The organism is Streptomyces qinglanensis (genome assembly GCF_900111245.1).
Taxonomy (GTDB): domain Bacteria; phylum Actinomycetota; class Actinomycetes; order Streptomycetales; family Streptomycetaceae; genus Streptomyces; species Streptomyces qinglanensis.
This window is the reverse complement of sequence record NZ_FOGO01000004.1, coordinates 139,536-160,787: the sequence shown is the minus strand read 5'-3', so window position 1 is coordinate 160,787 and position 21,252 is coordinate 139,536. Positions and strand designations below refer to the sequence as shown.

Annotated in this window: 17 protein-coding genes; 7 read left to right on the top strand and 10 right to left on the bottom strand. The window is 74.2% G+C overall.

Features of this window, described 5'->3' with window-relative positions; genetic code table 11:
* Positions 1-124: 124 nt before the first annotated feature.
* The 3 genes from BMX65_RS10490 to BMX65_RS10480 all read right to left on the bottom strand — a co-directional run bounded on the left by BMX65_RS10490 (position 125) and on the right by BMX65_RS10480 (position 4,304).
* Positions 125-1,363 (bottom strand): S8 family peptidase, encoded by a 1,239-nt coding sequence (locus BMX65_RS10490; protein ID WP_074999936.1) that lies wholly within the window; start codon positions 1,361-1,363, stop codon positions 125-127.
* A 169-nt stretch (positions 1,364-1,532) separates the two neighbouring features.
* Complete coding sequence (locus BMX65_RS10485; RefSeq protein WP_074999935.1) at positions 1,533-2,867, bottom strand: SAV2148 family HEPN domain-containing protein; 1,335 nt, start codon at positions 2,865-2,867, stop codon at positions 1,533-1,535.
* Between the two features lie 546 nt (positions 2,868-3,413).
* On the bottom strand, positions 3,414-4,304 hold the full coding sequence (locus tag BMX65_RS10480; RefSeq protein WP_074999934.1) for a LysR family transcriptional regulator: 891 nt from the start codon (positions 4,302-4,304) through the stop codon (positions 3,414-3,416).
* Positions 4,305-4,455: 151 nt separating this feature from the next.
* On the opposite strand from BMX65_RS10480, the gene lpdA reads away from it, so the two are divergent.
* On the top strand, positions 4,456-5,880 hold the full coding sequence (lpdA, locus tag BMX65_RS10475; protein ID WP_074999933.1) for a dihydrolipoyl dehydrogenase: 1,425 nt from the start codon (positions 4,456-4,458) through the stop codon (positions 5,878-5,880).
* A 160-nt stretch (positions 5,881-6,040) separates the two neighbouring features.
* Here lpdA and BMX65_RS10470 read toward each other — a convergent pair whose 3' ends face one another.
* On the bottom strand, positions 6,041-7,489 hold the full coding sequence (locus tag BMX65_RS10470) for an MFS transporter (RefSeq protein WP_420856806.1): 1,449 nt from the start codon (positions 7,487-7,489) through the stop codon (positions 6,041-6,043).
* A 413-nt stretch (positions 7,490-7,902) separates the two neighbouring features.
* Here BMX65_RS10470 and BMX65_RS10465 point away from each other — a divergent pair, with 413 nt between their 5' ends.
* On the top strand, positions 7,903-8,160 hold the full coding sequence (locus BMX65_RS10465; protein WP_074999931.1) for a hypothetical protein: 258 nt from the start codon (positions 7,903-7,905) through the stop codon (positions 8,158-8,160).
* A 293-nt stretch (positions 8,161-8,453) separates the two neighbouring features.
* Here the strand turns inward: BMX65_RS10465 and msrB are convergent, their stop codons facing one another.
* The 4 genes from msrB to BMX65_RS10445 all read right to left on the bottom strand — a co-directional run bounded on the left by msrB (position 8,454) and on the right by BMX65_RS10445 (position 11,907).
* A complete protein-coding gene (gene msrB, locus BMX65_RS10460) occupies positions 8,454-8,861 on the bottom strand; it encodes a peptide-methionine (R)-S-oxide reductase MsrB (protein WP_074999930.1) in 408 nt (135 codons plus the stop codon).
* Between the two features lie 57 nt (positions 8,862-8,918).
* Entirely contained in the window at positions 8,919-10,334 is a 1,416-nt protein-coding gene (murC, locus tag BMX65_RS10455; protein ID WP_074999929.1) for a UDP-N-acetylmuramate--L-alanine ligase, read from the bottom strand.
* A 180-nt stretch (positions 10,335-10,514) separates the two neighbouring features.
* Positions 10,515-10,985: a hypothetical protein gene (locus BMX65_RS10450; RefSeq protein ID WP_019358861.1), complete on the bottom strand. Its 471-nt coding sequence runs from the start codon at positions 10,983-10,985 to the stop codon at positions 10,515-10,517.
* A gap of 100 nt (positions 10,986-11,085) precedes the next feature.
* Entirely contained in the window at positions 11,086-11,907 is an 822-nt protein-coding gene (locus BMX65_RS10445) for a pyrimidine reductase family protein (RefSeq protein WP_074999928.1), read from the bottom strand.
* A 63-nt stretch (positions 11,908-11,970) separates the two neighbouring features.
* On the opposite strand from BMX65_RS10445, the gene zapE reads away from it, so the two are divergent.
* The 4 genes from zapE (at position 11,971) to BMX65_RS10425 (ending at position 17,441) form a co-directional block, all read left to right on the top strand.
* On the top strand, positions 11,971-13,092 hold the full coding sequence (gene zapE / locus BMX65_RS10440; protein ID WP_239501953.1) for a cell division protein ZapE: 1,122 nt from the start codon (positions 11,971-11,973) through the stop codon (positions 13,090-13,092).
* Between the two features lie 175 nt (positions 13,093-13,267).
* A complete protein-coding gene (locus BMX65_RS10435; protein WP_074999926.1) occupies positions 13,268-14,674 on the top strand; it encodes an alkaline phosphatase PhoX in 1,407 nt (468 codons plus the stop codon).
* Positions 14,675-14,830: 156 nt separating this feature from the next.
* Positions 14,831-15,535, top strand: a complete 705-nt coding sequence (locus BMX65_RS10430) for a peptidyl-tRNA hydrolase (RefSeq protein ID WP_074999925.1) — start codon at positions 14,831-14,833, stop codon at positions 15,533-15,535.
* A 262-nt stretch (positions 15,536-15,797) separates the two neighbouring features.
* Entirely contained in the window at positions 15,798-17,441 is a 1,644-nt protein-coding gene (locus BMX65_RS10425) for an alpha/beta hydrolase (protein WP_074999924.1), read from the top strand.
* Positions 17,442-17,448: 7 nt separating this feature from the next.
* On the opposite strand, the gene hemQ is transcribed toward BMX65_RS10425, so the two are convergent.
* Positions 17,449-18,165 (bottom strand): hydrogen peroxide-dependent heme synthase, encoded by a 717-nt coding sequence (gene hemQ / locus BMX65_RS10420; protein ID WP_074999923.1) that lies wholly within the window; start codon positions 18,163-18,165, stop codon positions 17,449-17,451.
* 101 nt (positions 18,166-18,266) lie between these two features.
* On the bottom strand, positions 18,267-19,697 hold the full coding sequence (gene hemG, locus BMX65_RS10415; protein ID WP_074999922.1) for a protoporphyrinogen oxidase: 1,431 nt from the start codon (positions 19,695-19,697) through the stop codon (positions 18,267-18,269).
* A 104-nt stretch (positions 19,698-19,801) separates the two neighbouring features.
* Between hemG and BMX65_RS10410 the strand changes: the two genes are divergently transcribed.
* Positions 19,802-21,214 carry an FAD-dependent oxidoreductase gene (locus BMX65_RS10410; protein WP_074999921.1) on the top strand — a complete coding sequence of 471 codons (1,413 nt, stop codon included), beginning with the start codon at positions 19,802-19,804 and terminating at the stop codon, positions 21,212-21,214.
* Positions 21,215-21,252: the final 38 nt, after the last annotated feature.

Sequence of the window (21,252 nt, the reverse complement as noted above, 5' to 3'; positions counted from 1 at the left end):
CTCGCGGGCACCCGACAGGCCCGCCGTGCCCCGTGGGGGAAGGGCGCGGCGGGCCTGGGGGTGCGCTTACCCGGAATTCCGGGGTTACGCACGGGCGGGGCTCAGAAATGACCGTGAATGTGTGTCACCTGACCACACGCAGTAGTTTGTTGGGCGTCCCCTCGCCGATGCCGGAGAGGGCGCCGTCGGTGGTGCCGTCGAGCAGTGCCTCGGTGACCTGTGCGGGGGTGGCGTCCGGGTGCCGGCTCAGATAGAGCGCTGCGGCTCCCGCGACGTGCGGGGTGGCCATGGAGGTGCCCCATCCGGCCATCTTGGCGGTGTCGTTCTTGTTGCTGGCCGAGACGACATCGATGCCGGGGGCGAACAGGTCGACGCTCTTGCCGTAGTTGGAGAACTCCGTGCGCCGGTCCTGCTGGTCGCTCGCGGCGACGGTGATGGCATCCGGCACCCGGGCCGGGGAGGCGGCGGAGGCGTCGCCGCCGTCGTTGCCGGCGGCCACCACGCAGGTGATGTTCGCGTCGACGGCCCGCTCGACGGCCTCGTCCAGCGCATAGTCCTGGAAGCCGCCGATGCTCATGTTGGCCACGGCGGGGCCGCCGTCGTCCTCGTGGTCCTCGATCATCCAGTCGATGCCGGCGACGGCGTCGGCGGTGGTGCCCTTGTTGTCGTCGCCCAGGATGCGCACGGCGACGATCTTCGCCTTCTTGGCGATGCCGTACTCGGTGCCCGCGAGGGTGCCGGAGACGTGCGTGCCGTGGTTGGCGCCGTCCTGCGCGGTCCCGTCGTCGTCCACGGCGTCGTAACCGTCGACGGCCCGGCCGCCGAAGTCCTCGTGGCTGACCCGCACGCCGCTGTCGACGACGTACGCCGTGACGCCCTCGCCCGCGCTGTCGGGGTAGGTGTACTTCTCGTCGAGTTCCGGTCCGGGCTGGTCGACCCGGTCCTGTCCCCAGGACGGCGGTTCGGTCTGGGTCTCCTGGCCGGTGATCACGCGGCTCTGGACGACCTTCGCCACTCTGTCGTCCGCCGCCAGCCGCCGGGCGTCCCGGGCGCTGAGCCCCTTGGCGGACCAGCCGTCCAGCGCGGCGTGGTAGGTGTGCTCGACCTTTCCGCCGTACTCTCCGGCCAGGTCGCGGGCCTCGGTCGCGGCCGCGGTGCGGGTGCGGGCGGCGGCGTCCCGCTTGAGCAGCACGATGTAGTCGCCCTCGACCGCGCCCCGGGCCCCCGCGCCCAGGACGGTGCCCTCGGGGGGTGCGGCGTCGGCGGGGAGCGTCAGCAGCGTCGCTCCGCCCGCGACGGCGACAGCGGCGCCGAGCGCGACGGATATCCGGCGTTTCGTGTGGCGTGCCCCATGGTGTGCCATGCCGAGGGAGTCCTCCGAGTGTGGGGTCCGGCGATCCGCGGCGGATCGTTTCGAAACCCTGTCGGATTGCTCCGTGCGGCTCAAGTGACTTGGCGGACTGTGACACACGACACCGCACGCACCGTGTGCCACACTCCCCCGCCTACCGTGGGCCGCCCTCCGCCGACGGTTACGACACCGGGCGGGAGTCGGCCCAGAACGCGTCGAACTCCTCCCGGTACGTGGGGAAGAGCACGCCCTCGCCCACGCCGCGTGCGGACACCGTGCGGCCCGGCCCGCGCAGCACCAGGACCGGCGTCTCCATCCCCCGCGCACCGCGCAGATACGACTGGACGACGGCCAGCCCGTCCGCGCCGTCCCCGTCCACCAGGTACGCGGTGAACCGCGGGGTCTCGTCGAAGACATGGATCTCGAAGGCCGCCTGGTCCCGCAGCCGGGAGCGCACCCTGCGCATGTGCAGGATGTTGGTCTCCACCGAGCGGGCCAGTTCGCCCTTCTTCAGCCCGAGTTCCCGCTCCCGGCGCTTCACCGCGCTGCTGGCCGGGTTCAGGAACAGCAGCCGCACCCGGCAGCCCGCCTCCGCCAGCCGGACCAGCCGCCGCCCGCTGTAGTTCTGCACCAGCAGGTTGAGGCCGATGCCGACGGCGTCCAGCCGCCGGGCCCCGCCGAACAGGTCCTCGGCGGGGAGCTGGCGCTGCAGCCGTACCCGGTCGCTGTGCACGCCGACCACGTCGCAGAAGCGGTCCCCGACCAGCTCCTCGACGGCGTCGACCGGCAACCGGCCCACCGCGGCCGCCCCCTCGGGTGCGGCCCCCAGCAGCTCCAGCAGCCGCCGGCACATCCGCTCGGCCTGCGCGAGCACCGTCTCGGACAGGGCCCGGTTGCGGGCGACCGCGCTGCGGGCCACCTCCAGCTCGTCCAGCGCCAGCTCCACCTCGCGGCGGCCCTCGAAGTAGGGCTCGAAGCAGGGCCAGTGCTGCACCATGAGCTCGCGGAGCTGCGGCAGGGTCAGAAAGGAGATCAGGGTGTCGTCCGCCGGGTCGAGCAGATAGCCCTTCCGGCGGCTGACCTCCCGTACCGCCACGGCCCGCTGCACCCACTCCTGCCCGGCGGGCCCGGCCGCCGCGATCACCCACTCCTGGCCGTGCACCGGCTCGTAGATCGGCCGCAGCACGGCGGCGACGACCGCACGCATCCGCTGCTCGACCAGATTCAGCCAGACGTACGCGCGCCCGGCGCGCTGCGCCCGGGTGCGTACCTCGGTCCAGTCCTCCTCGCCCCAGCCCACGTCCGCGCCGATCTCCATGGGCCGGGCCAGCGGGACAGCGCCCGGTTGCCCGGCACCTCCCAGACTCCGGCCGGGAGGTCCCCCCAGCCCGAGCCCGCCGGTCGGATCGTCCGTCGCTCCGGCCTCACCGGCGGGGCCGCCGCCCTCCGGCTCCTCACCGCCGTCGCCTGGGGGGAGTTCAAGCCCTCCCGCGCCCAACTGCGCACCGCCTTCCACGCCCGCTCTCGGCCCCCGCTGTTCGATCAAGGAAGACTACTTCGGCCGCCCCCTGGCTGCACCCGGAACCCCTGTCAACTTCCCGTGCTCGTACGGGTGGACGGGACCCTGCCGACTCCCGGGAGACGGCTCCGCGGCAGCGGCGGGGGCGGACGCCGCAGAGCGCACGACGCACGGCCACGTGTCCCGCGCCCGGAGCGTGCCGTCCGGACGGCACGACGGCAGCCGCCACGGCCGCACGCTCTCCCGCCCGGAACCGGTCCACGCCCCGTCCTACCGCCTCGCGACCGCTCCGCGCCAGCGCCCGGACAGGACCGGCACCGGGAATTCACTCCCGCCACGCGCGGCACCGTCACCGGTGCTCCGGCCGGGGGTGCGGCGTGGTGCTCCCCAAGGCGCGCCGTGGACGCCACCCGGCCCGGACGACGACACGGACGGCACGGGCGCCGGCCCCCGGAACGCCACCGGCGTGCCCCGCACGCGCACGCCGGCCGCCCACTGCCCCACAGCCCCACTGCCCCACTGCCCCACTGCCCCACTGCCCCACTAATCCTCCCGCAGCACGCGGAGGAAGGCGTCCGCGGCCCCGGTCGGCTCCGCCCGGCTGAAGGCGATCAGCGGGCGGCGCCACGGGGGCCCGACGGCCACGAGTTGCCGGGCCGGCACGAGGGCGGGGGCCAGATGCTCCGCGATCAGGCAGATGCCCGCGCCGGCCGCGGCCATCCGCGCGGCGGTCGTCGCGTGCTCGACCCGCAGCACCGTCCGTGGCACGAACCCGGCCCGGCCGCAGACCAGATCGACGAAGGGGCGCCCCTCGATCCGGGGCTCCATCCCGCACCGCACCCAGCCGCGGTCGGCCAGCTCCGCCAGGTCGACCGGTACGCGCCCGGCACCGGAGCTGTCCCGGTCGCACAGCGGGTCGTCCGGCGGCACGGCGAGGACGATACGCTCCTCGCCGATCTCCCAGCAGGGGCCCGGCCAGGCGTCGTGCCGGTAGCCGACGGCGAGGTCGGCGACCCCGCGCGCCAGGTGCTCGTACAGTTCGTCCTCCGTCGCGTACTCGCGCAGCCCCAGCGTCACCCGCGGGTGGAGCCGCCGCATCCGTGCGACGGCCCCGGTCAGCACCCCGACCGCGACGCCGTGCACGGTGGCGATCTCCAGCTCGCCGCCCTCGGCTCCGGCCGCGGCCCGCGCCGCCCTGCGGGCCTGCCGCCAGCTACGGACGGCCAGTTCGGCGTCCGGGAGGAAGGCACGGCCCATGGGGGTGGGCCGCACGCTGCGCGGCAGTCGCTCCAGCAGCGGGCCGCCCACCTCCCGCTCCAGGGCCTTGATCTGGTGCGAGAGCGCGGACTGGGTGACGTGCAGCGCCTCGGCGGCACGGGTGAAGGAGCCCTCCTCGACGACCGTCACGAGGTACTCCATCTGCCGCAGACTCACAGTGCCCTCCCGCTCCTCGCGGCTTGCCCGCCCGCTCCTCCGCATCCCGGCCTGCTCTGCGGTCCTGCGACGAGAAACCATGAACATTCTTCATCACGAGCATCGAATCATTGCGTTGGACTCATCGCACTGGCGGCGGAAGTCTGAGGCCATGAGCGGGAACACCACAGACGTGATCGTCATCGGCGGCGGAACAGGCGGTTACAGCACGGCACTCCGCGCCGCGCACCTCGGACTCGGCGTCACCCTCGTCGAGCGCGACCTGATCGGCGGCACCTGCCTGCACCGGGGCTGCGTGCCCAGCAAAGCCATGCTGCACGCCGCCGAACTGGTCGACGGCATCACGGAGGCGCGCGAGCGGTGGGGAGTCGACTCGAAGCTGGAGGGCGTCGACTGGAACGCGCTGACCGCCACCCGCGACGCCCTCGTCGCCCGCAACCACCAGGGCGTGGAGGGGCAGCTCTCGGCGGCCGGAGTGACCGTGGTGCGGGGCACCGCCGCGCTGACCGGCCCGCGCACCGTCCGGGTCGACACCCCCGGCGCAGCCGGCACCCGGTGGACGGCACGGCGCGGTCTCGTCCTGGCGACGGGCTCCCGGCCGCGGACCCTGCCGGGACTGGAGGCCGGGGAGCACGTCGTCACCAGCGACGACGCGCTGTTCGCGCCCGGTCTGCCGCGGAGTGTGCTGGTGCTGGGCGGCGGCGCGATCGGCGTCGAGTACGCCTCGTTCCACCGCTCCATGGGAGCCGAGGTCACCCTGGTGGAGGCAGCGGATCGGCTGCTGCCGCTGGAGGACGCGGACGTCGGGCGCCGGTTGGCCCGCGCGCTGCGCAAACGCGGCGTCACGGTGCTGACCGGCGCCCGGCTGCTGGCCGCCGACCGGGCGGACGACGGGGTCCGGGCCCGGGTGCGGTCGGCGCGCGGCGGGGAGAGCGCGGTCACGGCCGAGCGGCTGCTGGTCGCCGTGGGCCGGGTCCCGGTCACCGACGGGCTCGACCTGGCGGCGGCCGGTCTGGCCACGGACGAGCGGGGCCATCTGCCGCCCGCCGACTGGGCCACGCTGGAGACCGCCGTGCCCGGTGTGCACGTCGTCGGCGACCTGCTGCCGCCGCCCTCCCTGGGGCTGGCGCACGCCTCGTTCGCCGAGGGGCTGGTGGTCGCCGAGGTGCTGGCCGGGCTCTCGCCCCGGCCGGTGGACTACGCCGCCGTGCCGCGGGTGACCTACTCGGCGCCGCAGACGGCGTCGGTCGGACTCGGCGAGGAGGCCGCGGCGGCCGCCGGATACGAGACGGCGGTCAACGTGCTGCCGCTGACCGCCACCGCCAAGGGCATGGTGCACGGCCAGGACGGCATGGTGAAGGTCGTCGCCGAACCGGGCCCCGAGGGCCGGGTGCTGGGCGTGCATCTGGTGGGCCCGCACGTCTCGGAGATGATCAGCGCCTCCCAACTGGCGGTGGCCTGGGACGCGTCGCCCGCGGACATCGCCCAGCACATCCACCCGCACCCGACGTTGAGCGAGGCGGTGGGCGAGACCTTTCTGACGCTGGCCGGGCGCGGGCTGCACCAGCACCGGTGAGCCGGCGGGGCCGGGCGGTCCCCCGCCACCGCCGAGAGCTCCCGGAGGACGGCCGCTCCGCCGTACCGCCCGACGTGCTGACCGGCCGCTCCGGCGGAACGGCCGCTGCAGCACCCGGTCAGAAGCGTCCGCGCGGCCAGGAGCGGCCCGCTGCGTCCGGTCACGGCCGTCGCAGGCCCGCGGGGCTCTCGGCGTCCGGGGCGGGAACCGCGTCCGGTCCGAGGTCCCGGCCCGGGGCCGGCACCGCCTCCGCGCGCCGCTCGGCGGCGGTCGACGACGGGAGGAACGCCGCGATCACCAGACCCAGCAGCGCGGCGCCCGCCGCGATGAGGAACGCCGTGCGGAAGCCGTCCAGGCCGGGCACCCGGGTGGGGCCCAGCGGGACCGACATCCGGGCCAGGACGACGCCGACGACCGCACTGGAGGTCGAGGTCCCGATCGACCGCATCAGGGTGTTCAGCCCGTTGGCGGCGCCGGACTCGGACGGATCGACAGCGCCGAGGATCAGGGCCGGCATCGCCGAGTAGGCGATGCCGATGCCCACGCCGATCAGCACGGACAGCACGACCGTCTGCCACACGGCGGCCAGCAGCAGCGTCCCCAGCAGATAGGCGGCGGCCAGCACGACCAGCCCGGCCATCAGGGACACCTTGGGCCCGCGCGCCCTGGAGAGCCGCGCGGACAGCGAGGAGACCGCCATCATCGCGAGGCCCATGGGCGCCACGCACAGCCCCGAGACGACCATCGACTGCCCGAGCCCGTAGCCGGTGGCCGCCGGGAGCTGCAGGAGCTGGGGCAGGACGAGGGTGAGCGCGTAGAAGGCGAGGCCGACCATGATGGAGGCGAGGTTGGTCAGCAGCACCTGGCGGCGCGCGGTCGCCCGCAGGTCCACCAGCGGATCCGCGGTCCGCAGCTCCAGCAACCCCCAACCGGCGAAGAGCACGGCGGAGGAGGCGAACAGCCCGAGCACCGTCGGGCTGGACCAGCCCCAGTCGGCGCCCTTGGAGATGGGCAGTAGGAGAGTCACCAGTCCGGCCGCCAGGCCCAGGGCCCCCAGTACGTCGAAGCCGCCCGGGGCGCGCAGCGGGGTCTCGGGCACCAGCAGTGCGACGAGCAGCATGGCCAGCGCGCCGAGCCCGGCGGACCCGAAGAAGAGCATGTGCCAGTCGGTGTACTGCGCCACGTAGGCGGCCAGCGGCATGCCCAGCGCGCCGCCCACGCCGAGCGAGGAACTCATGAACGCCATCGCCGAGCCCAGCCGTTCGGGCGGCAGCGCGTCCCGCATGATGCCGATGCCCAGCGGGATGGCCCCCATCGCGAACCCCTGCACGGCCCGCCCGGCGACCATCGGCACCAGCGCCGAGGTGGAGCCGCACACCAGCGAGCCCAGGACCATGAGGCCCAGGCTCAGCAGCACGATCCGGCGCTTCCCGTACAGGTCGCCGAGCCTGCCCATGATGGGCGTGGCGACCGCGCCCGAGAGCAGCGTCGAGGTGATCACCCAGGAGGCGTTGGAGGTGGAGGTGTCCAGCAGGGCCGGCAGCCGGGCGACGATCGGGACGATCAGCGTCTGCATGACGGCGACGGAGATGCCGCCGAACGCCAGCACCGCAACGATCCCTCTCTCGCCCCCCGCCGCCCGTATCGGCCCGCCGGTACCCGCTGCGATGCGTTCCCCCACGCGTCCCGTCCTCTCCCTGTCGAGTCCCTGTCGAACCCGTGTCGAACCCGTGTCGACTTCCCTGCCGGACTGTCCGCTGTGCGCCGCCGCACGCGGCAATCTGCGTGCAGCGTACAAATGAACCCTCGAGGGCCGCCCGTTGTTCCGCCGGACGGCGGGCGCGTGGAGGCGGGCGGGGCGGCGGTGCCGCATGCCCGGGCGCGGGGCGCACGACCTGACCGAGGGGGCACGCCCCCGGCCGAGAGGTACCCGGCATGCCCCGAACATGCGAAACCTCGCACCAGAGGCCATGGTGGACCGGGGGCACCGGGAATCCCTCAGGAGGGACCAGAGGAGGGACCATGAAGCTTCCGCGCGAGTTGACGGACGCACAGGCCAAGGCTCTCGAAGAGAACGCAGCCGACTACCGTGAGCTCAAGACCCGCATACGCAAGTTCAACGAAGCCGCCTCGCAACGACTGTCGGCTGTCGGACTGGACGACGTGTTCGACGACCCGTGCGGCCTGTGCAACTGCCGCACCTTCGAATTCAGTTGGTACGGCGCCGACATCTGCACCTGCCATCACGGCAGGTTGCTGCACGGCGATTTCCCGCGTTAGGGCCTCCCGCCCGGAGCGCGGCGGGCTCACACCTTCCGGTCCTTCCCCTTCGCGCTGTCGCGCGCCGCTCCCGGCTCCCGCTCCCGCCCGACCGGTCAGGCGGGGCGCTCCATGGAGGGCGGTCGTCCGCGTGCCCGTCGGCGGGTTCGCCGGACAGGCCCGCGGACCGCGCCGCGCCGGGCACGTCTGTCCGGCGCGCAATCCGTGCTCGGCCGCACACCCGCGGTGGTGGAGCGTGCAGCGGAGCCGACGCCGCCGGCACGGCGCAGGCGCGGCCCGGGCGGGCGCGGATCTCAGCTCTCGGCGGGCTCCAGCCGCAGGGAGAGGGAGTTGATGCAGTACCGCTGGTCGGTGGGGGTCGGGTAGCCCTCGCCCTCGAAGACGTGGCCCAGGTGGGAGCCGCAGCGGGCGCAGCGCACCTCCGTGCGGACCATCCCCATGGAGCGGTCGGTCAGCAGCTCGACGGCGTCCGAGTCCGCCGGGTCGTAGAAGCTGGGCCAGCCGCAGTGGGAGGCGAACTTGGTTCCGGAGCGGAACAGCTCGGCGCCGCAGGCCCGGCAGGAGTAGACACCGGTGGTCTCGGTGTCGGTGTACTCACCGGTGAAGGGACGCTCCGTACCGGCCTCGCGCAGCACCTGGTACTCCTCGGGCGTCAGCTCCGCGCGCCACTGCTCCTCGGTCTTGTCGATCTCGTAGGCCATCTCGGCTCCTCAGCGCTGTTCGGGTACGGCCCGGGGCGGGCGGTGCGGACGTGGGCGTCACTCGGCGAGCCGGGCGAGGATCCGGGGGCCCAGCTCCGTGACGTCACCCGCGCCCATGGTGAGAACGAGATCGCCGGGCTCCGCCATTCCCACGACCGCCTCGACCGCCTCGTCCGGGGTGCCCACGGCCCGCACGGCGGCGCCCGCCGCCTGCGCGGCGTCGGTGATCAGCGCGCTGGTGACGCCCGGAACGGGGTCCTCGCGCGCCGGGTAGATCGGCAGCACGACCGAGCCGTCGGCCAGCGACAGCGCCTCCCCCATCTCCTTGCCGAGTTCCTGGGTGCGGCTGAAGAGGTGCGGCTGGAAGACCACCAGCACCCGGCCGTTCTCCGCGCCGCCGCGGATGGCCTCCAGGTCGGCGGTCATCTCGGTGGGGTGGTGGGCGTAGGAGTCGATCACCTGGACGCCGTCGGTGAGCCCCTTGAGCTGGAGGCGGCGCTTGACGCCGGTGTACGAGCCCAGCGCGCGCCCCAGCTCAGCCGCCGGGACGCCCAGCGCCGCGCCCGCCGTGAGCGCTGCCACCGCGTTGAGCGCGTAGTGGTTGCCGGGTACCGAGACGTCGAAGGTGAGCTTCTCGCCGTCGAGTACGACGGCGACCTCGCTGGTCAGCCCCTTCGGCGTGATCTTGAGGACCCGTACGTCGGCGTCCTCGGCGACGCCGTAGGTGCGGATGGTGAGCGCGCGGTCGCGCGGGGTCGCGCGCAGCCGGCGGACCAGCTCCCGCGCCCCGTCGTGGTCGGCGGAGACCACCAGGGTGCCGCCGTCCGCCACGCGCTCCACGAACGTCTCGAAGGAGGTGTAGATCTCTTCCATGGAGCCGTAGTTGGCGTGGTGGTCCAGCTCCACGTTGAGGACGATGGCGACCTCGGGCGCGTACTTGTGGAAGCTGCGGTCGCTCTCGTCCGCCTCCGCGACGAAGATCTCCCCGGTGCCCTGGTGCGCGTTGGAGCCGGGGCCCTCCAGGTCGCCGCCGATCGCGTACGAGGGGTCCAGACCCAGGTCGGCGAGGCTGACGGCGAGCATCGAGGTGGTCGTCGTCTTGCCGTGCGTACCGGCCACGGCCAGCGGCCGCAGCCCCGCCATGAGCGCGGCCAGCGCGTCGGCGCGGTGCAGCACCGGGAGCCCGCGCCGGTTCGCCTCGACCAGCTCGGGGTTGTCCTCGCGGATCGCGCTGGAGACGACCACCGTGGTGGCGTCCGGCGCCAGATGCGCGGTGGCGTGCCCCACGTGGACGGTCACCCCGAAGCCGCGCAGCGCGTCGGCCGTCGCGGACTCGCGGGCGTCGCTGCCCGCGACCCGCGCGCCGCGCACCGCCAGGATCTTCGCGATACCGGACATCCCCGCGCCGCCGATCCCGATGAAGTGCGGCCGCTCCATGGCGGAGGGGAGGGAGGGGGTGGCGGCAGCGGTCATACGGACTTCTCCTGGCTGGCTCGGTCGGGCGCCGCACGCGCGCGGGCGCGGCAGGCGGGGGACGGCGCAAGCCTATGCGGTGCGGGCCGCCGCCTCACGTGACCCCCGGCCGCTCCGCGCCGGGCGCGCGCCCGCGCCTCCGGTGCCCGCGGACACCGGAGGCGGGGGGGGCGGCCGGGCTCACTCCTCGTTGTGCGCGAACAGCTTCAGTACCGGGACACCCACCTTGTGCCGGGCCCGGGAGGCCCAGTCCCGGTGGAAGAACTCCTCCACCAGGTGCGGTGCGGTCAGCACGATGACCTCGTCGGCGCGGGTCTGCTCCGCGACCGACTTCAGGACGTCCAGGGGGTGGTCCTCGATGATCTGGCCGACCGCCTCGCAGCCCGCGTCTCTGAGGTGCTTGAGGGACAGCTCGAGGGCCTGCTCGGCGGGCCCGACGGCTTCTCCGCCCTCCGGTTCGTCGGCCTCGCGCACCACCTGCTCCAGTTCGCCGAGCGCGACGTCGTCCAGCGCCCGCAGCAGCCGGTCCTGGTCGCCGCGCGGCTGCAGGAGCACGACGAAGGAGACGGTCTCCTCGCCGTGCAGCGTCGTCACCATCTCGGTGTCGGCCGCCACAAGCGGCTTCTCGATCATCAGCACTGTCGTGATCACGACTGGCGCTCCTTCTCCGGTCGGAAAGAAACCCTGCGGCCCCGTGCTCCCAGGGGTCCTGCGGTTGTCAGTCTGCCCAGCGACACGAAAGCGGAACGTCTCATTCCGCAACGCTTCGCGACCGACGGTAGCGGGTGAAGAGGAATCCCTCTTCCTCCAGCACCCCTTCCAGCGCATATGCGTCGGGGTCGGGCAGCACGGGTCCGTTCATGATCCGCGGGGCGGACCCGGCGACGACCCGGGGGGCGATGGACAGACACAGTTCGTCGAGTACCCCCGCATCCGCGAATTCCCCGAGCAGCGTGGGACCGCCCTCGGTCAACTGCCTGCGCAGACCCCGGTCGGCGAGCAGCCCCGGCACCCGGGCCGGATCGGCGGTACCTCCCTCACCCGCGAAGACCACCTCCGCTCCGGCCTGCCTGGCGCGCTCCACCCGGTCCGGCGGCGCGCCGCCTCCGGTGATCAGCAGGGTGGGCACGGCGGGCTCGGTGAACAGCGGGGCCGAGAAGTCCAGCTCCAGCCCGGCCGAGACCACGGCGATCACCGGCGCGGGCGGCTGCCCGGCGGCGGCGCGGCGGTCGGCGAAGGCCCGGCGCCGCTTGGCGGGCCGGTAGCCCTCCTGCCGCACGGTCCGGGCGCCGACGACGACCACGTCGGCGAGCGCCCGCAGCACGCCGAAGATCCGCATGTCGGCCGGGGAGGAGAGCGGCTGGGAGCGCCCGCCGTGGTGGATGGCACCGTCCAGGGAGGCGACCATGTTGCCGCGCAGCCACCGCGCGGCCCCCTCGGCTCCCCCGCCCACCGGCGGATAGGCGTACTCCGCTGCGATCTCCTCGAGGCTCCACTCCGGCGCGGACGCCGCCCCCTCGGAAGCGTGTGAGGAGGGCACCGGGGCTGTACGGGATGGGAACAGGCGTTGCATGCGCGCAGTGTGGCACGGCGCACGCCCGGTGAGCGGCACACCCGCAGGGGTGAGCCGACTAGCATGACAATCGTGTCAACGACCGCAGCGCACATATCCGAGACCGGCTCCGACTGCCCCGGCGGCGCCCCCGTCGCCCTCACCGCACGCGAGCCGCACGTCCCGGCCGACCAGTTGGTGGCCGAGATGGTGCCGCCGCCGCGCTTCGACAGTGTGCGCTTCGCCACCTACATCCCGGACCCCGCACAGCCGAGCCAGGCCGAGGCGGTCACGGTGCTCGGCGGATTCGCCGAGGGCCTCGGCGGCGCCGCGCGGACCGGCAGCAGCGGGCCCCGGCGCTGGTTCCGCCGGGTGCCGAAGCAGGCCGCCCCCGCCGGGCCGCGCGGCGTCTATCTGGACGGCGGCTACGGCGTCGGCAAGACGCACCTGCTCGCCTCGCTGTGGCACGCCGCACCGGCCGCACCCGAGCGCAAGGCGTTCGGCACCTTCGTCGAGCTGACCAACCTGGTGGGCGCGCTGGGCTTCCAGCAGACCGTGCGCACCCTGGGCGACCACCAGTTGCTGTGCATCGACGAGTTCGAACTCGACGACCCCGGCGACACCGTGCTCGTCTCCAGCCTGCTGGCCAAGCTGGTGGAGAACGGTGTGGCACTGGCGGCGACCTCGAACACGCTGCCGGGCAAGCTGGGCGAGGGGCGATTCGCCGCCGCCGACTTCCTGCGCGAGATCCAGGGCCTCTCGGCGCACTTCCGCACGCTGCGCATCGACGGCGAGGACTACCGCCACCGCGGGCTGCCGCAGGCTCCCGAGCCGTACACCGAGGAGCAGGTCACCTCCGCCGCACGGCGGATGTCCGGGGCCTCGCTCGACAGCTTCCCGGCGCTGCTGGGCCACCTCTCCCGGGTCCACCCCAGCCGCTACGGCGCGCTGGTCGAGGACGTGCGGGCCGTCTGCCTGACCGGCCTGGCGCCGGTTCCCGACCAGTCGACGGCCCTGCGCCTGGTGGTGCTCGCCGACCGGCTCTACGACCGGGAGATACCCGTGCTGGCCTCGGGGGTGCCGTTCGACGAGCTGTTCGGCGAGGACATGCTCAAGGGGGGTTACCGCAAGAAGTACTTCCGGGCGATCTCCCGGCTGACGGCGCTCGCCCGGGACGGCGGAGCGCTGGCCGGCACCGACGGCTGATCCCGTAGCGGAGCACCCGCCGGGCAGCGCCCGCGTCGCGCCCACCGTCCGGCGCCCGCCACGCATACCGTCCGGCGCCCAGTTCGCGCCGGTCGTGTCCTGAGCGCTGTGCGCACACTGGTGCGCGTGGTACACACACTCGGGTCACCTGTCCGCCAACAGGGGAGAGTGCCCGATGCCCACGACCCGACGTCAAGCGCTGGCAAGAACCGGAGCCGCCGGGGCGGCAGTCGCCTTCAGCGGCGCGCTCTCGGAACTGTTCACAGGGACCGCCGCGGCCCAGGCCACCGGCGGCAGCGCGGGCTACGGCCCGCTCGTCCCCGACCCCGACGGACTGCTCGACCTGCCCAAGGGGTTCCGCTACAAGGTGCTCTCCCGCGAGGGTGATCCGCTCCGCTCCGGCGAGGGCAGAGTCCCCAGCAACTGCGACGGCATGGCCGCCTTCGCGAGCGGACGGCACGGCCACCACGGCCACGGCCACGGTCACGGCAGGGAGCGCACCTGGCTGGTGCGCAACCACGAGAACCGGATGGAGTCGCGGGTCCCGGTCCCCACCGTCGACGGGCTGACCTACGACCCCGCGGGCGAGGGCGGCTGCACGGTCCTGGAACTGGACGGCGACAACGACGTGCTGGCCGAACGCGTCGGCATCGCGGGGACCTCCACCAACTGCGCCGGCGGACCCAGCCTCTGGGACACCTGGCTGACCTGCGAGGAGACCGAGCACCGGGCCGGCGAGGAGGGGTACACCAAGGACCACGGCTTCGTCTTCGAGGTCGGCTTCGACCGCCGCCGTCCCACCTCCGTCGAACCGCTCACCGCGATGGGCCGCTTCCAGCACGAGGCCGTCGCCTTCGACCCGCACACCGGCGTCGTCTACGAGACCGAGGACGCCTTCGACGAACCCTTCGGCCTCTTCTACCGGTTCCTGCCCAGGAAGCCCAAGGGCGGTTACGGTTCGCTGCACGCCGGGGGCAGGCTGGAGGCCATGCGGGTGCCCGGCGTGCCGGACCTGTCCGCCGTCACCGAGCCGGGCACCTCCTTCGACCGGATCGAGTGGGTGGAGGTCCCCGACCCGCTCGCGGCGGAAACCCCCGTCCGCCTCCAGGACTTCGGCAAGGGGGGCATCACGCACGCGCAGAAGCTGGAGGGCTGCTACTGGGGCGGCTCCTGCGTCTACTTCGTCTCCAGCTACGCGCGCACGGCCGAGGGTTCGCAGGGCGACCACTTCGGCCAGATCTGGCGCTACGACCCGCGCCGGCGCCGCCTCACCCTCGTCGTGGTCTTCGGCCCCGACACGGACGTGCAGCTCCCGGGCGAGGAACCGGACAACATCTGCCTGGCTCCCAGCGGCGGGCTGATGGTGTGCGAGGACGGCGCGGGCGCGCAGCACGTCTTCGGCGTCACCCGGCGCGGCACGGTCTACCCGGTGGCGCGGGGCGCCCAGAACATCGGTACCCCGCAGGACCCGGCGTGGGGCGAGTTCGCGGGCGTGACGTTCGCGCCGGACGGCCGGACGATGTACGTCAACTGCTACACACCGGGTACCACGTTCGCGGTAACCGGACCCTGGAAGCACTGAGCCCGGGCCGCTGAGCCGGTCCCGTGTCCACGGCGGAGGGGGCACTCCCGTCCGGGGGGGCGCCCTCTCTTCCCGGAGCTGCCGCGCCCGCGGCCGCTTCGGCACCGCCCGCGGACCGCCCGCAGGCGCGTGTCCGGCCACTGGCAGACTGAACGGGTGACCGCCCCAGACACTCCCGATGCCGGCCCCGCGGAGCCCGAGCGTTTCGTCCTGCCTCTCGTCGCACGGCTCGAACGTGCCGAGCCGCCTGCCCGGACGGACGCTCTGCAGACCGCGGCCCGGGCGGTGCTCACCCTGCTGGCCGATCCGCGCACGGCCGAGCCGACGGGCGAGTGGCACGAGCGGGTGACGCTCTGGGAGGAGTTGCAGATCCGCAAGGTCGTCCGGCGGGCCCGGGGCGCCGAGTGGCGGCGTGCGGAGGAGCTCGCGGGGATCACCGTGGCCGGGGAGACGGCACAGGTGCGGGTCTTCCCGCCGGTTCCGCTGGACGGCTGGCCCAAGGAACTCTCCCGGCTGCAGGTCTCGGGAACGGAGCTGGCGGACCCGCGGCCGCCCGCAGCTCCCGCCGCCGGTACGCCCGTGCTGTGGCTGAATCCGGAGGTGGAGATGTCGGCCGGCAAGGCGATGGCGCAGTCCGGCCACGGCGCACAGCTCGCCTGGTGGCAGTTGGACGCCGCGGAGCGCACGGCGTGGCAGAAGGACGGCTTCCCGCTGGCGGTCCGCCCGGCCCGGGACCGGGCGCACTGGAGCGAGCTGACCGGCGGCGGCCTGCCCGTGGTGCGCGATGCCGGGTTCACCGAGGTCGCCCCGGGGTCCTGCACCGTCGTCGCCGAGCATCCGGCACTGCGCACCCGGAGCTGAGCCACGCCGCTGCCGCTGCGGCCCGGCTCCGGACCGCGACGGCAGCAACCGGGCCGCCGCCGCGCCGCCGCGTCTCCGACGCGCCTCTGACCTGTGCCGCTGCCGCGACGGCGCGGGCCCCGAGGACCCCGTACGAGCGGTGTTCCGCGACACCGCGGGGCAATGCTTTACATCTACGTATGAGCCGCTGAGCATCCGATATGAACGGCGGTGCCGTGGGGCACGGCTGACGGAGCGACAGCGACACCCAGCGGGAGCCCCAGTGCGCGCAGCAGCGATCCCCTCCACCCTCGGTGCCCTGGCCCTCGCGCTGGCGCCCGCCGCCGCAGCGGCCCCGCCCGGCGGCGACCACCGGCCCGGCCACGTCGCGGAGCCGACCGGGTCCGCGACGGCCCACGGGGGGCCGGAGGCGGCCGGGGTCGCGGAGGCCGCCGAGGACGCGGCGGCCGCCGGTATCCGGTGGGGCCGCTGCCCGGCCGCCGAGCACCTCCCCCGGTCCGTCGAGTGCGGCACCGTCCGGGTCCCGGTGGACTACGCGCGACCGGACGGCGCACACCTCTCCCTGACGGTCAGCAGGGCCCGGGCCACCGGAGAGCCCGGCCGGCGGCTGGGCCCCCTGGTCTACAACCCGGGCGGACCGGGCGGCAGCGGGATGAGCTTCCCCCGCTACCCGCACCTGGGCGGGCTGTGGAAGCGCCTCAACGCCCGCTACGACTTCGTCGGCTACGCGCCCCGCGGGGTGGGCCGCTCCGACCCGCTCTCCTGCCAGGACCCCGAGGAGTTCCTGCAGGGGCCCAACCGCTCCCCCGCGCACCCGTCCTGGGCCTTCAAACAGACCATGAACGAGCGGGCCGCCGCCTACGCCGCCGGCTGCGCCGCGGCGCAGCCCGACCGGCTGCGGCACTACACCACGCCGAACAACGCCCGCGACCTGGACGTCCTGCGGGCCGCCCTGGGCCAACGCGGGCTCAGCTACCTCGGGGTCTCCTACGGCACCTACATCGGCTCCGCCTACGCCACGCTCTTCCCCTCCCACGTCCGCCGCCTCGTGCTGGACAGCGTCGTCGACCCGTCCCCCGACAGCGTGTGGTACCAGGCCAACCTCGACCAGAACCGCGCCTTCCAGCGGCGCTGGGAGGACTGGAAGACCTGGGTCGCCCGGCACGCGGACACCTACCGGCTGGGCTCCACCGCCCGGCAGGTGCAGGAGTCCTTCGACGCGGTACGGGCCGCCGTGGACCGGAGGCCCGCGGGCGGGACGGTCGGGTCCAAAGAGCTGCTGGCCGCCTACCTGGTCACCGGGTACGCGGACGCGACCTGGGCGCCGTACGCACGGGCGCTCTCCGCCTTCCGCGAGGGCGACCCGGAGCCGCTGGTGAAGGTGGCCGCACCCGACATGGCGGCGGCCAGGAGCGAGGAGAACGGCAATGCCGTCTACAACGCGGTCGAGTGCCAGGACGCGCCCTGGCCGCGCAACTGGCTCCGCTGGGACCGGGACAACACCGCGACGGCGGCAGTGGCCCCGTTCAACACCTGGGACAACGCCTGGATGAACCTGCCGTGCGCCTACTGGCACACCCGGCCGGCGGAGCCGCTGCGGGTGCGCACCGACCCGGGCGAGCTGCCCGGGGTGCTGCTGGTGGCCGCGACCCGGGACGCGGCCACCCCCTACGAGGGCGCGCTGGAGACCCGGCGCCGGCTGGCCGGCTCCTCGCTGGTGACCGAGCGCGGCGCGGGCAACCATGGGGTGAGCGGCGGCAACCCGTGCGTGGACCGGCACATCGAGCGGTACCTGTTCGAGGGCAGGACGCCGGGCGCCGACGCGGAGTGCGCGGCGCGGCCCGCGCCCGAACCGGGCTCCCGGCGCGCCGCCAAGCCCGCCTCCAACACCCGGGCCGCCCGCTGAGGCCGGGCTACGCCAGTCCGGCGACCAGTTCGGCGACCGGCTTGCGGCGGCCGGTGTAGAAGGGGATCTCCTCCCGCACGTGCCGGCGCGCCTCGGAGCCGCGCAGGTGCCGCATCAGGTCGACGATGCGGTACAGCTCGTCGGCCTCGAAGGCGAGGATCCACTCGTAGTCGCCCAGCGAGAAGGCGGGCACGGTGTTGGCGCGGACGTCGGGGAAGCCGCGGGCCATCTTGCCGTGGTCGGCGAGCATCCGGCGGCGGTCCTCGTCCGGCAGCAGATACCACTCGTAGCTGCGCACGAACGGGTAGACGCTCACGTAGGCGCGCGGCTCCTCGTCGGCCAGGAACGCCGGGATGTGCGACTTGTTGAACTCGGCGGGGCGGTGCAGCGCCATGTTCGACCAGACGGGCTCCAGCGCCCGGCCCAGGGCCGTGCGGCGGAACCGGTTGTAGGCGTCCTGGAGCGCGTCGGAGTCCTCGGCATGCCACCAGATCATCAGATCGGCGTCGGCCCGCAGTCCGGAGACGTCGTAGGTGCCGCGGACCACCACGTCCTTCTCCGCCAGCCCGGCGAACAGCTCCTCGACCTCGTCCGCGTATCCGGTCCGGTCCTCGGGCAGCAGGTCGCGCAGCCGGAAGACCGACCAGAGGGTGTAGCGGATGACCTCGTTGAGGTCCTTGGCCTTCTTGCCCGCGTTGGGCTCCTTGTGCGGTGCCTCAGTCATGGCTTCTTCCTCATTCACCGTCATGCAGCTTTGTTGTGCCGTTGTTCGGCGTTGTTGTGCCGTTGTTCGGCGTCGTCCGGCGTCGCTCGGCGCGGCGTCGTTCAGCGTTGTCGGGCGTCCTCGTCGGCGGGGTCGGCCGACCCCGCCGATTCCAGTACGTCGTGCGCCGCGCGCCGGCCACCCGCCACGCAGGCGGGCACGCCCACGCCCTCGTACGGCGCACCGGCCACGGCCAGGCCCGGCACCGCGCCGACGGCGGCGCGGACGGCGGCGACGCGGTCGAGGTGGCCCACCGGGTACTGCGGCAGGCCGCGGTCCCAGCGGGAGACGACGGAGTCCACGGGGCGCGCGTCCAGCCCGGTGGCGGCACGCAGGTCGCGCAGCGACAGCTCGACCAGCTCGGCGTCGTCCCGCTCCAGCATCCGCTCCTCGCCGTACCGGCCCAGCGAGGTGCGCAGCACGAACAGCGAGGGGTCCTGCGCCGCGACCCAGCTCCATTTGTGCGCGGAGAAGGTGGCGGCCTTGATGGCGCGGCCGTCGACGGGGGGTACCAGGAAGCCGCTCCCGTCCGGGATCCGGTCCGCCTCCGAGCGCCGGAAGGCCAGCGTGACCAGGGCCATCGAGGCGTACTCGACCTCGTCGAGCGCCGTGGCGGCGGCGGGAGCGTGCGGGGCCAGCAGCCGGGCCGCGGCCGGTGCGGGCGCGGTCAGCACGACGCCGTCGGCGGACAGCGCCTCGTGATCCGTCACCGCGAGCCACCCTGGCCCGCCGCCGCCGGGAGCCACCCGGCGCAGCTCACGCACCGGGGTGTTCAGCCGGATGTCGGCGCCCTGGGCCGCGCACGCCTCGGCCACGGCGAGCGGGAGCCTGCCGACGCCGCCCTCGATCCCCATGAAGACCGGCCCCGCGGGTGCGGGCCGGGCCGCGGCGCGGTCCTGCACGGCGCGGACGGCCGCCAGCAGGGAGCGCTCCTCGCGCACGGCCTCGAAGAGCTGCGGGACGGCGGCGCGCATCGAGATCCGGTACGCGTCACCCGCGTACACCCCGCCGAGCAGGGGTTCCACGAGCCGGTCGACGACCTCGCGGCCCAGCCGCCGCGCCACATGGCCGCCCACCGAGACGTCGTCGCCGACCTCGGTGCGCGGCAGCCGCCCGTCCTCGGCGATCCGGGCCAGCCCCTCGGGGGAGAGCACCCCGCCGAGTGCGGCCGGGTCGCCGGGCACGCCCATCAGATGCCCGCGCGGCATGGCGCGCACGGCACCGCGGGTCCAGATCGCTCCGCCGGCGACGGACGGCGGCTGGAGCTGCCCGCCGAGTCCGACGGCGCGGGCCAGCTCCACGGCCTCGGGACGGCGTGCCAGCAGGGACTCGGCACCCAGGTCGACGGCGGCGGCGCCCGCGACGCTGCCGGTGAGCAGCTTGCCTCCGAGGCGGCTGCCGGCCTCCAGCACGGTCACCCGCGCACCGAGGGCCAGCAGTTGGTGCGCGGCGGCCAGCCCGGAGATTCCGCCCCCGATGACGAGTACGTGCATACGGGCAAGTCTCGCAGAACGGGTTCCGGCACATAGCGTGGGCCCTGGCAACGGCAACAGGTCCGGTGGGCGGCACGGCCCGCCCGGCGAGAGGAGGGTCCGCGATGGCGGCAGCGGAGCGGATGGTGGTCGTCGGCGGCGATGCGGCGGGGATGTCGGCCGCGGCGCAGGCCCGCAGACTCCGCGGACCCGAGGAGCTGGAGATCGTGGCCGTGGAGCGCGGCCGCTTCTCGTCCTATTCCGCCTGCGGCATCCCCTACTGGGTGGGCGGCGACGTCGCCGAGCGCGACGCGCTGATCGCCCGCTCGCCACAGGAACACCGGGCGCACGGCATCGATCTGCGGATGCGCACCGAGGCGGTCGAGCTGGACGCGGCCGGCCGGCGGGTGCGGCTGCGCGGCCCGGAGGGCGCCGAGCACTGGCTGGGCTACGACCGGCTGGTGCTGGCCACCGGTGCCGTCCCGGTGCGCCCTCCGCTGCCCGGGATCGACGCCGAGGGGGTGTACGGGGTGCAGACGCTGGAGGACGGCCAGGAACTGCTGGACGCGCTGGAGCAGCGCGTCGACCGCGCGCACGGCTCCGGGCCGGGAGCCGGGGAGCAGCAGCCGAGGGCGGTCGTCGTGGGCGCGGGGTACATCGGCGTGGAGATGGCCGAGGCGTTCGTGCGGCGCGGCTACGCGGTGACGGTGCTGGAGAAGGCCGAGCAGCCGATGTCCACCCTCGACCCGGACATGGGCCGGCTGGTGCACGAGGCGATGTGCGCGCTGGGCATCGAGACGGTGCTGGGCGCGGCCGTCACCGAGGTCCGCACCGACGGGCAGGGGCGGGCCTGCGGCGTGGTGACGGAGGAGGCCGAGTACCCGGCGGATGTGGTGGTGCTGGGACTGGGAGTGCGGCCGGAGACGGAACTGGCCCGGCGGGCCGGCCTGCCGCTGGGGGAGTCCGGCGGGCTGCTGACGGACCTGGCGATGCGGGTGCGCGGCCGGGAGGACATCTGGGCCGGCGGGGACTGCGTGGAGGTGCTCAACCTCGTCTCCGGCCGCGACCAGCACGTTCCGCTGGGGACGCACGCCAACAAGCACGGGCAGGTCATCGGCGCCAACATCGGCGGCGGCTACGCCACCTTCCCCGGCGTGGTCGGCACGGCCGTCAGCAAGGTGTGCGACCTGGAGATCGCCAGGACGGGACTGCTGGAGGCACAGGCGGCCGCCGCCGGGCTGCAGTTCGAGAGCGTGGTGATCGAGTCGACGACCCGCGCGGGCTACTACCCCGGCGCCCGGCCGATCCACGTCAAGATGATCGCCGAGCGCCGGTCGGGGCGGCTGCTCGGCCTGCAGATCGTCGGCCACGAGAACGCGGGCAAGCGCGTGGACATCGCCGCGGTGGCCCTGCACGCCGGTATGACGGTGGAGCAGATGACGGCGCTGGACCTGGGCTACGCGCCGCCCTTCAGCCCGGTCTGGGATCCGGTGCTGGTGGCGGCCCGGAAGGCGGCGGCTGCGGTACGGAAGGGCTGAGAGCCCGGGGCCGCCGCGGACGGGCCGCACCCGCCCAC

Excerpts from the sequence above, each read along its gene's own strand:
- lpdA (WP_074999933.1), top strand. The coding sequence starts at position 4,456 with ATGAGCGGGAACACCACAGACGTGATCGTCATCGGCGGCGGAACAGGC.
- murC (WP_074999929.1), bottom strand. The coding sequence starts at position 10,334 with ATGACCGCTGCCGCCACCCCCTCCCTCCCCTCCGCCATGGAGCGGCCG.
- msrB (WP_074999930.1), bottom strand. The coding sequence starts at position 8,861 with ATGGCCTACGAGATCGACAAGACCGAGGAGCAGTGGCGCGCGGAGCTG.
- zapE (WP_239501953.1), top strand. The coding sequence starts at position 11,971 with ATGACAATCGTGTCAACGACCGCAGCGCACATATCCGAGACCGGCTCC.
- BMX65_RS10435 (WP_074999926.1), top strand. The coding sequence starts at position 13,268 with ATGCCCACGACCCGACGTCAAGCGCTGGCAAGAACCGGAGCCGCCGGG.
- BMX65_RS10490 (WP_074999936.1), bottom strand. The coding sequence starts at position 1,363 with ATGGCACACCATGGGGCACGCCACACGAAACGCCGGATATCCGTCGCG.
- BMX65_RS10410 (WP_074999921.1), top strand. The coding sequence starts at position 19,802 with ATGGCGGCAGCGGAGCGGATGGTGGTCGTCGGCGGCGATGCGGCGGGG.
- BMX65_RS10465 (WP_074999931.1), top strand. The coding sequence starts at position 7,903 with ATGAAGCTTCCGCGCGAGTTGACGGACGCACAGGCCAAGGCTCTCGAA.
- hemG (WP_074999922.1), bottom strand. The coding sequence starts at position 19,697 with ATGCACGTACTCGTCATCGGGGGCGGAATCTCCGGGCTGGCCGCCGCG.
- hemQ (WP_074999923.1), bottom strand. The coding sequence starts at position 18,165 with ATGACTGAGGCACCGCACAAGGAGCCCAACGCGGGCAAGAAGGCCAAG.
- BMX65_RS10445 (WP_074999928.1), bottom strand. The coding sequence starts at position 11,907 with ATGCAACGCCTGTTCCCATCCCGTACAGCCCCGGTGCCCTCCTCACAC.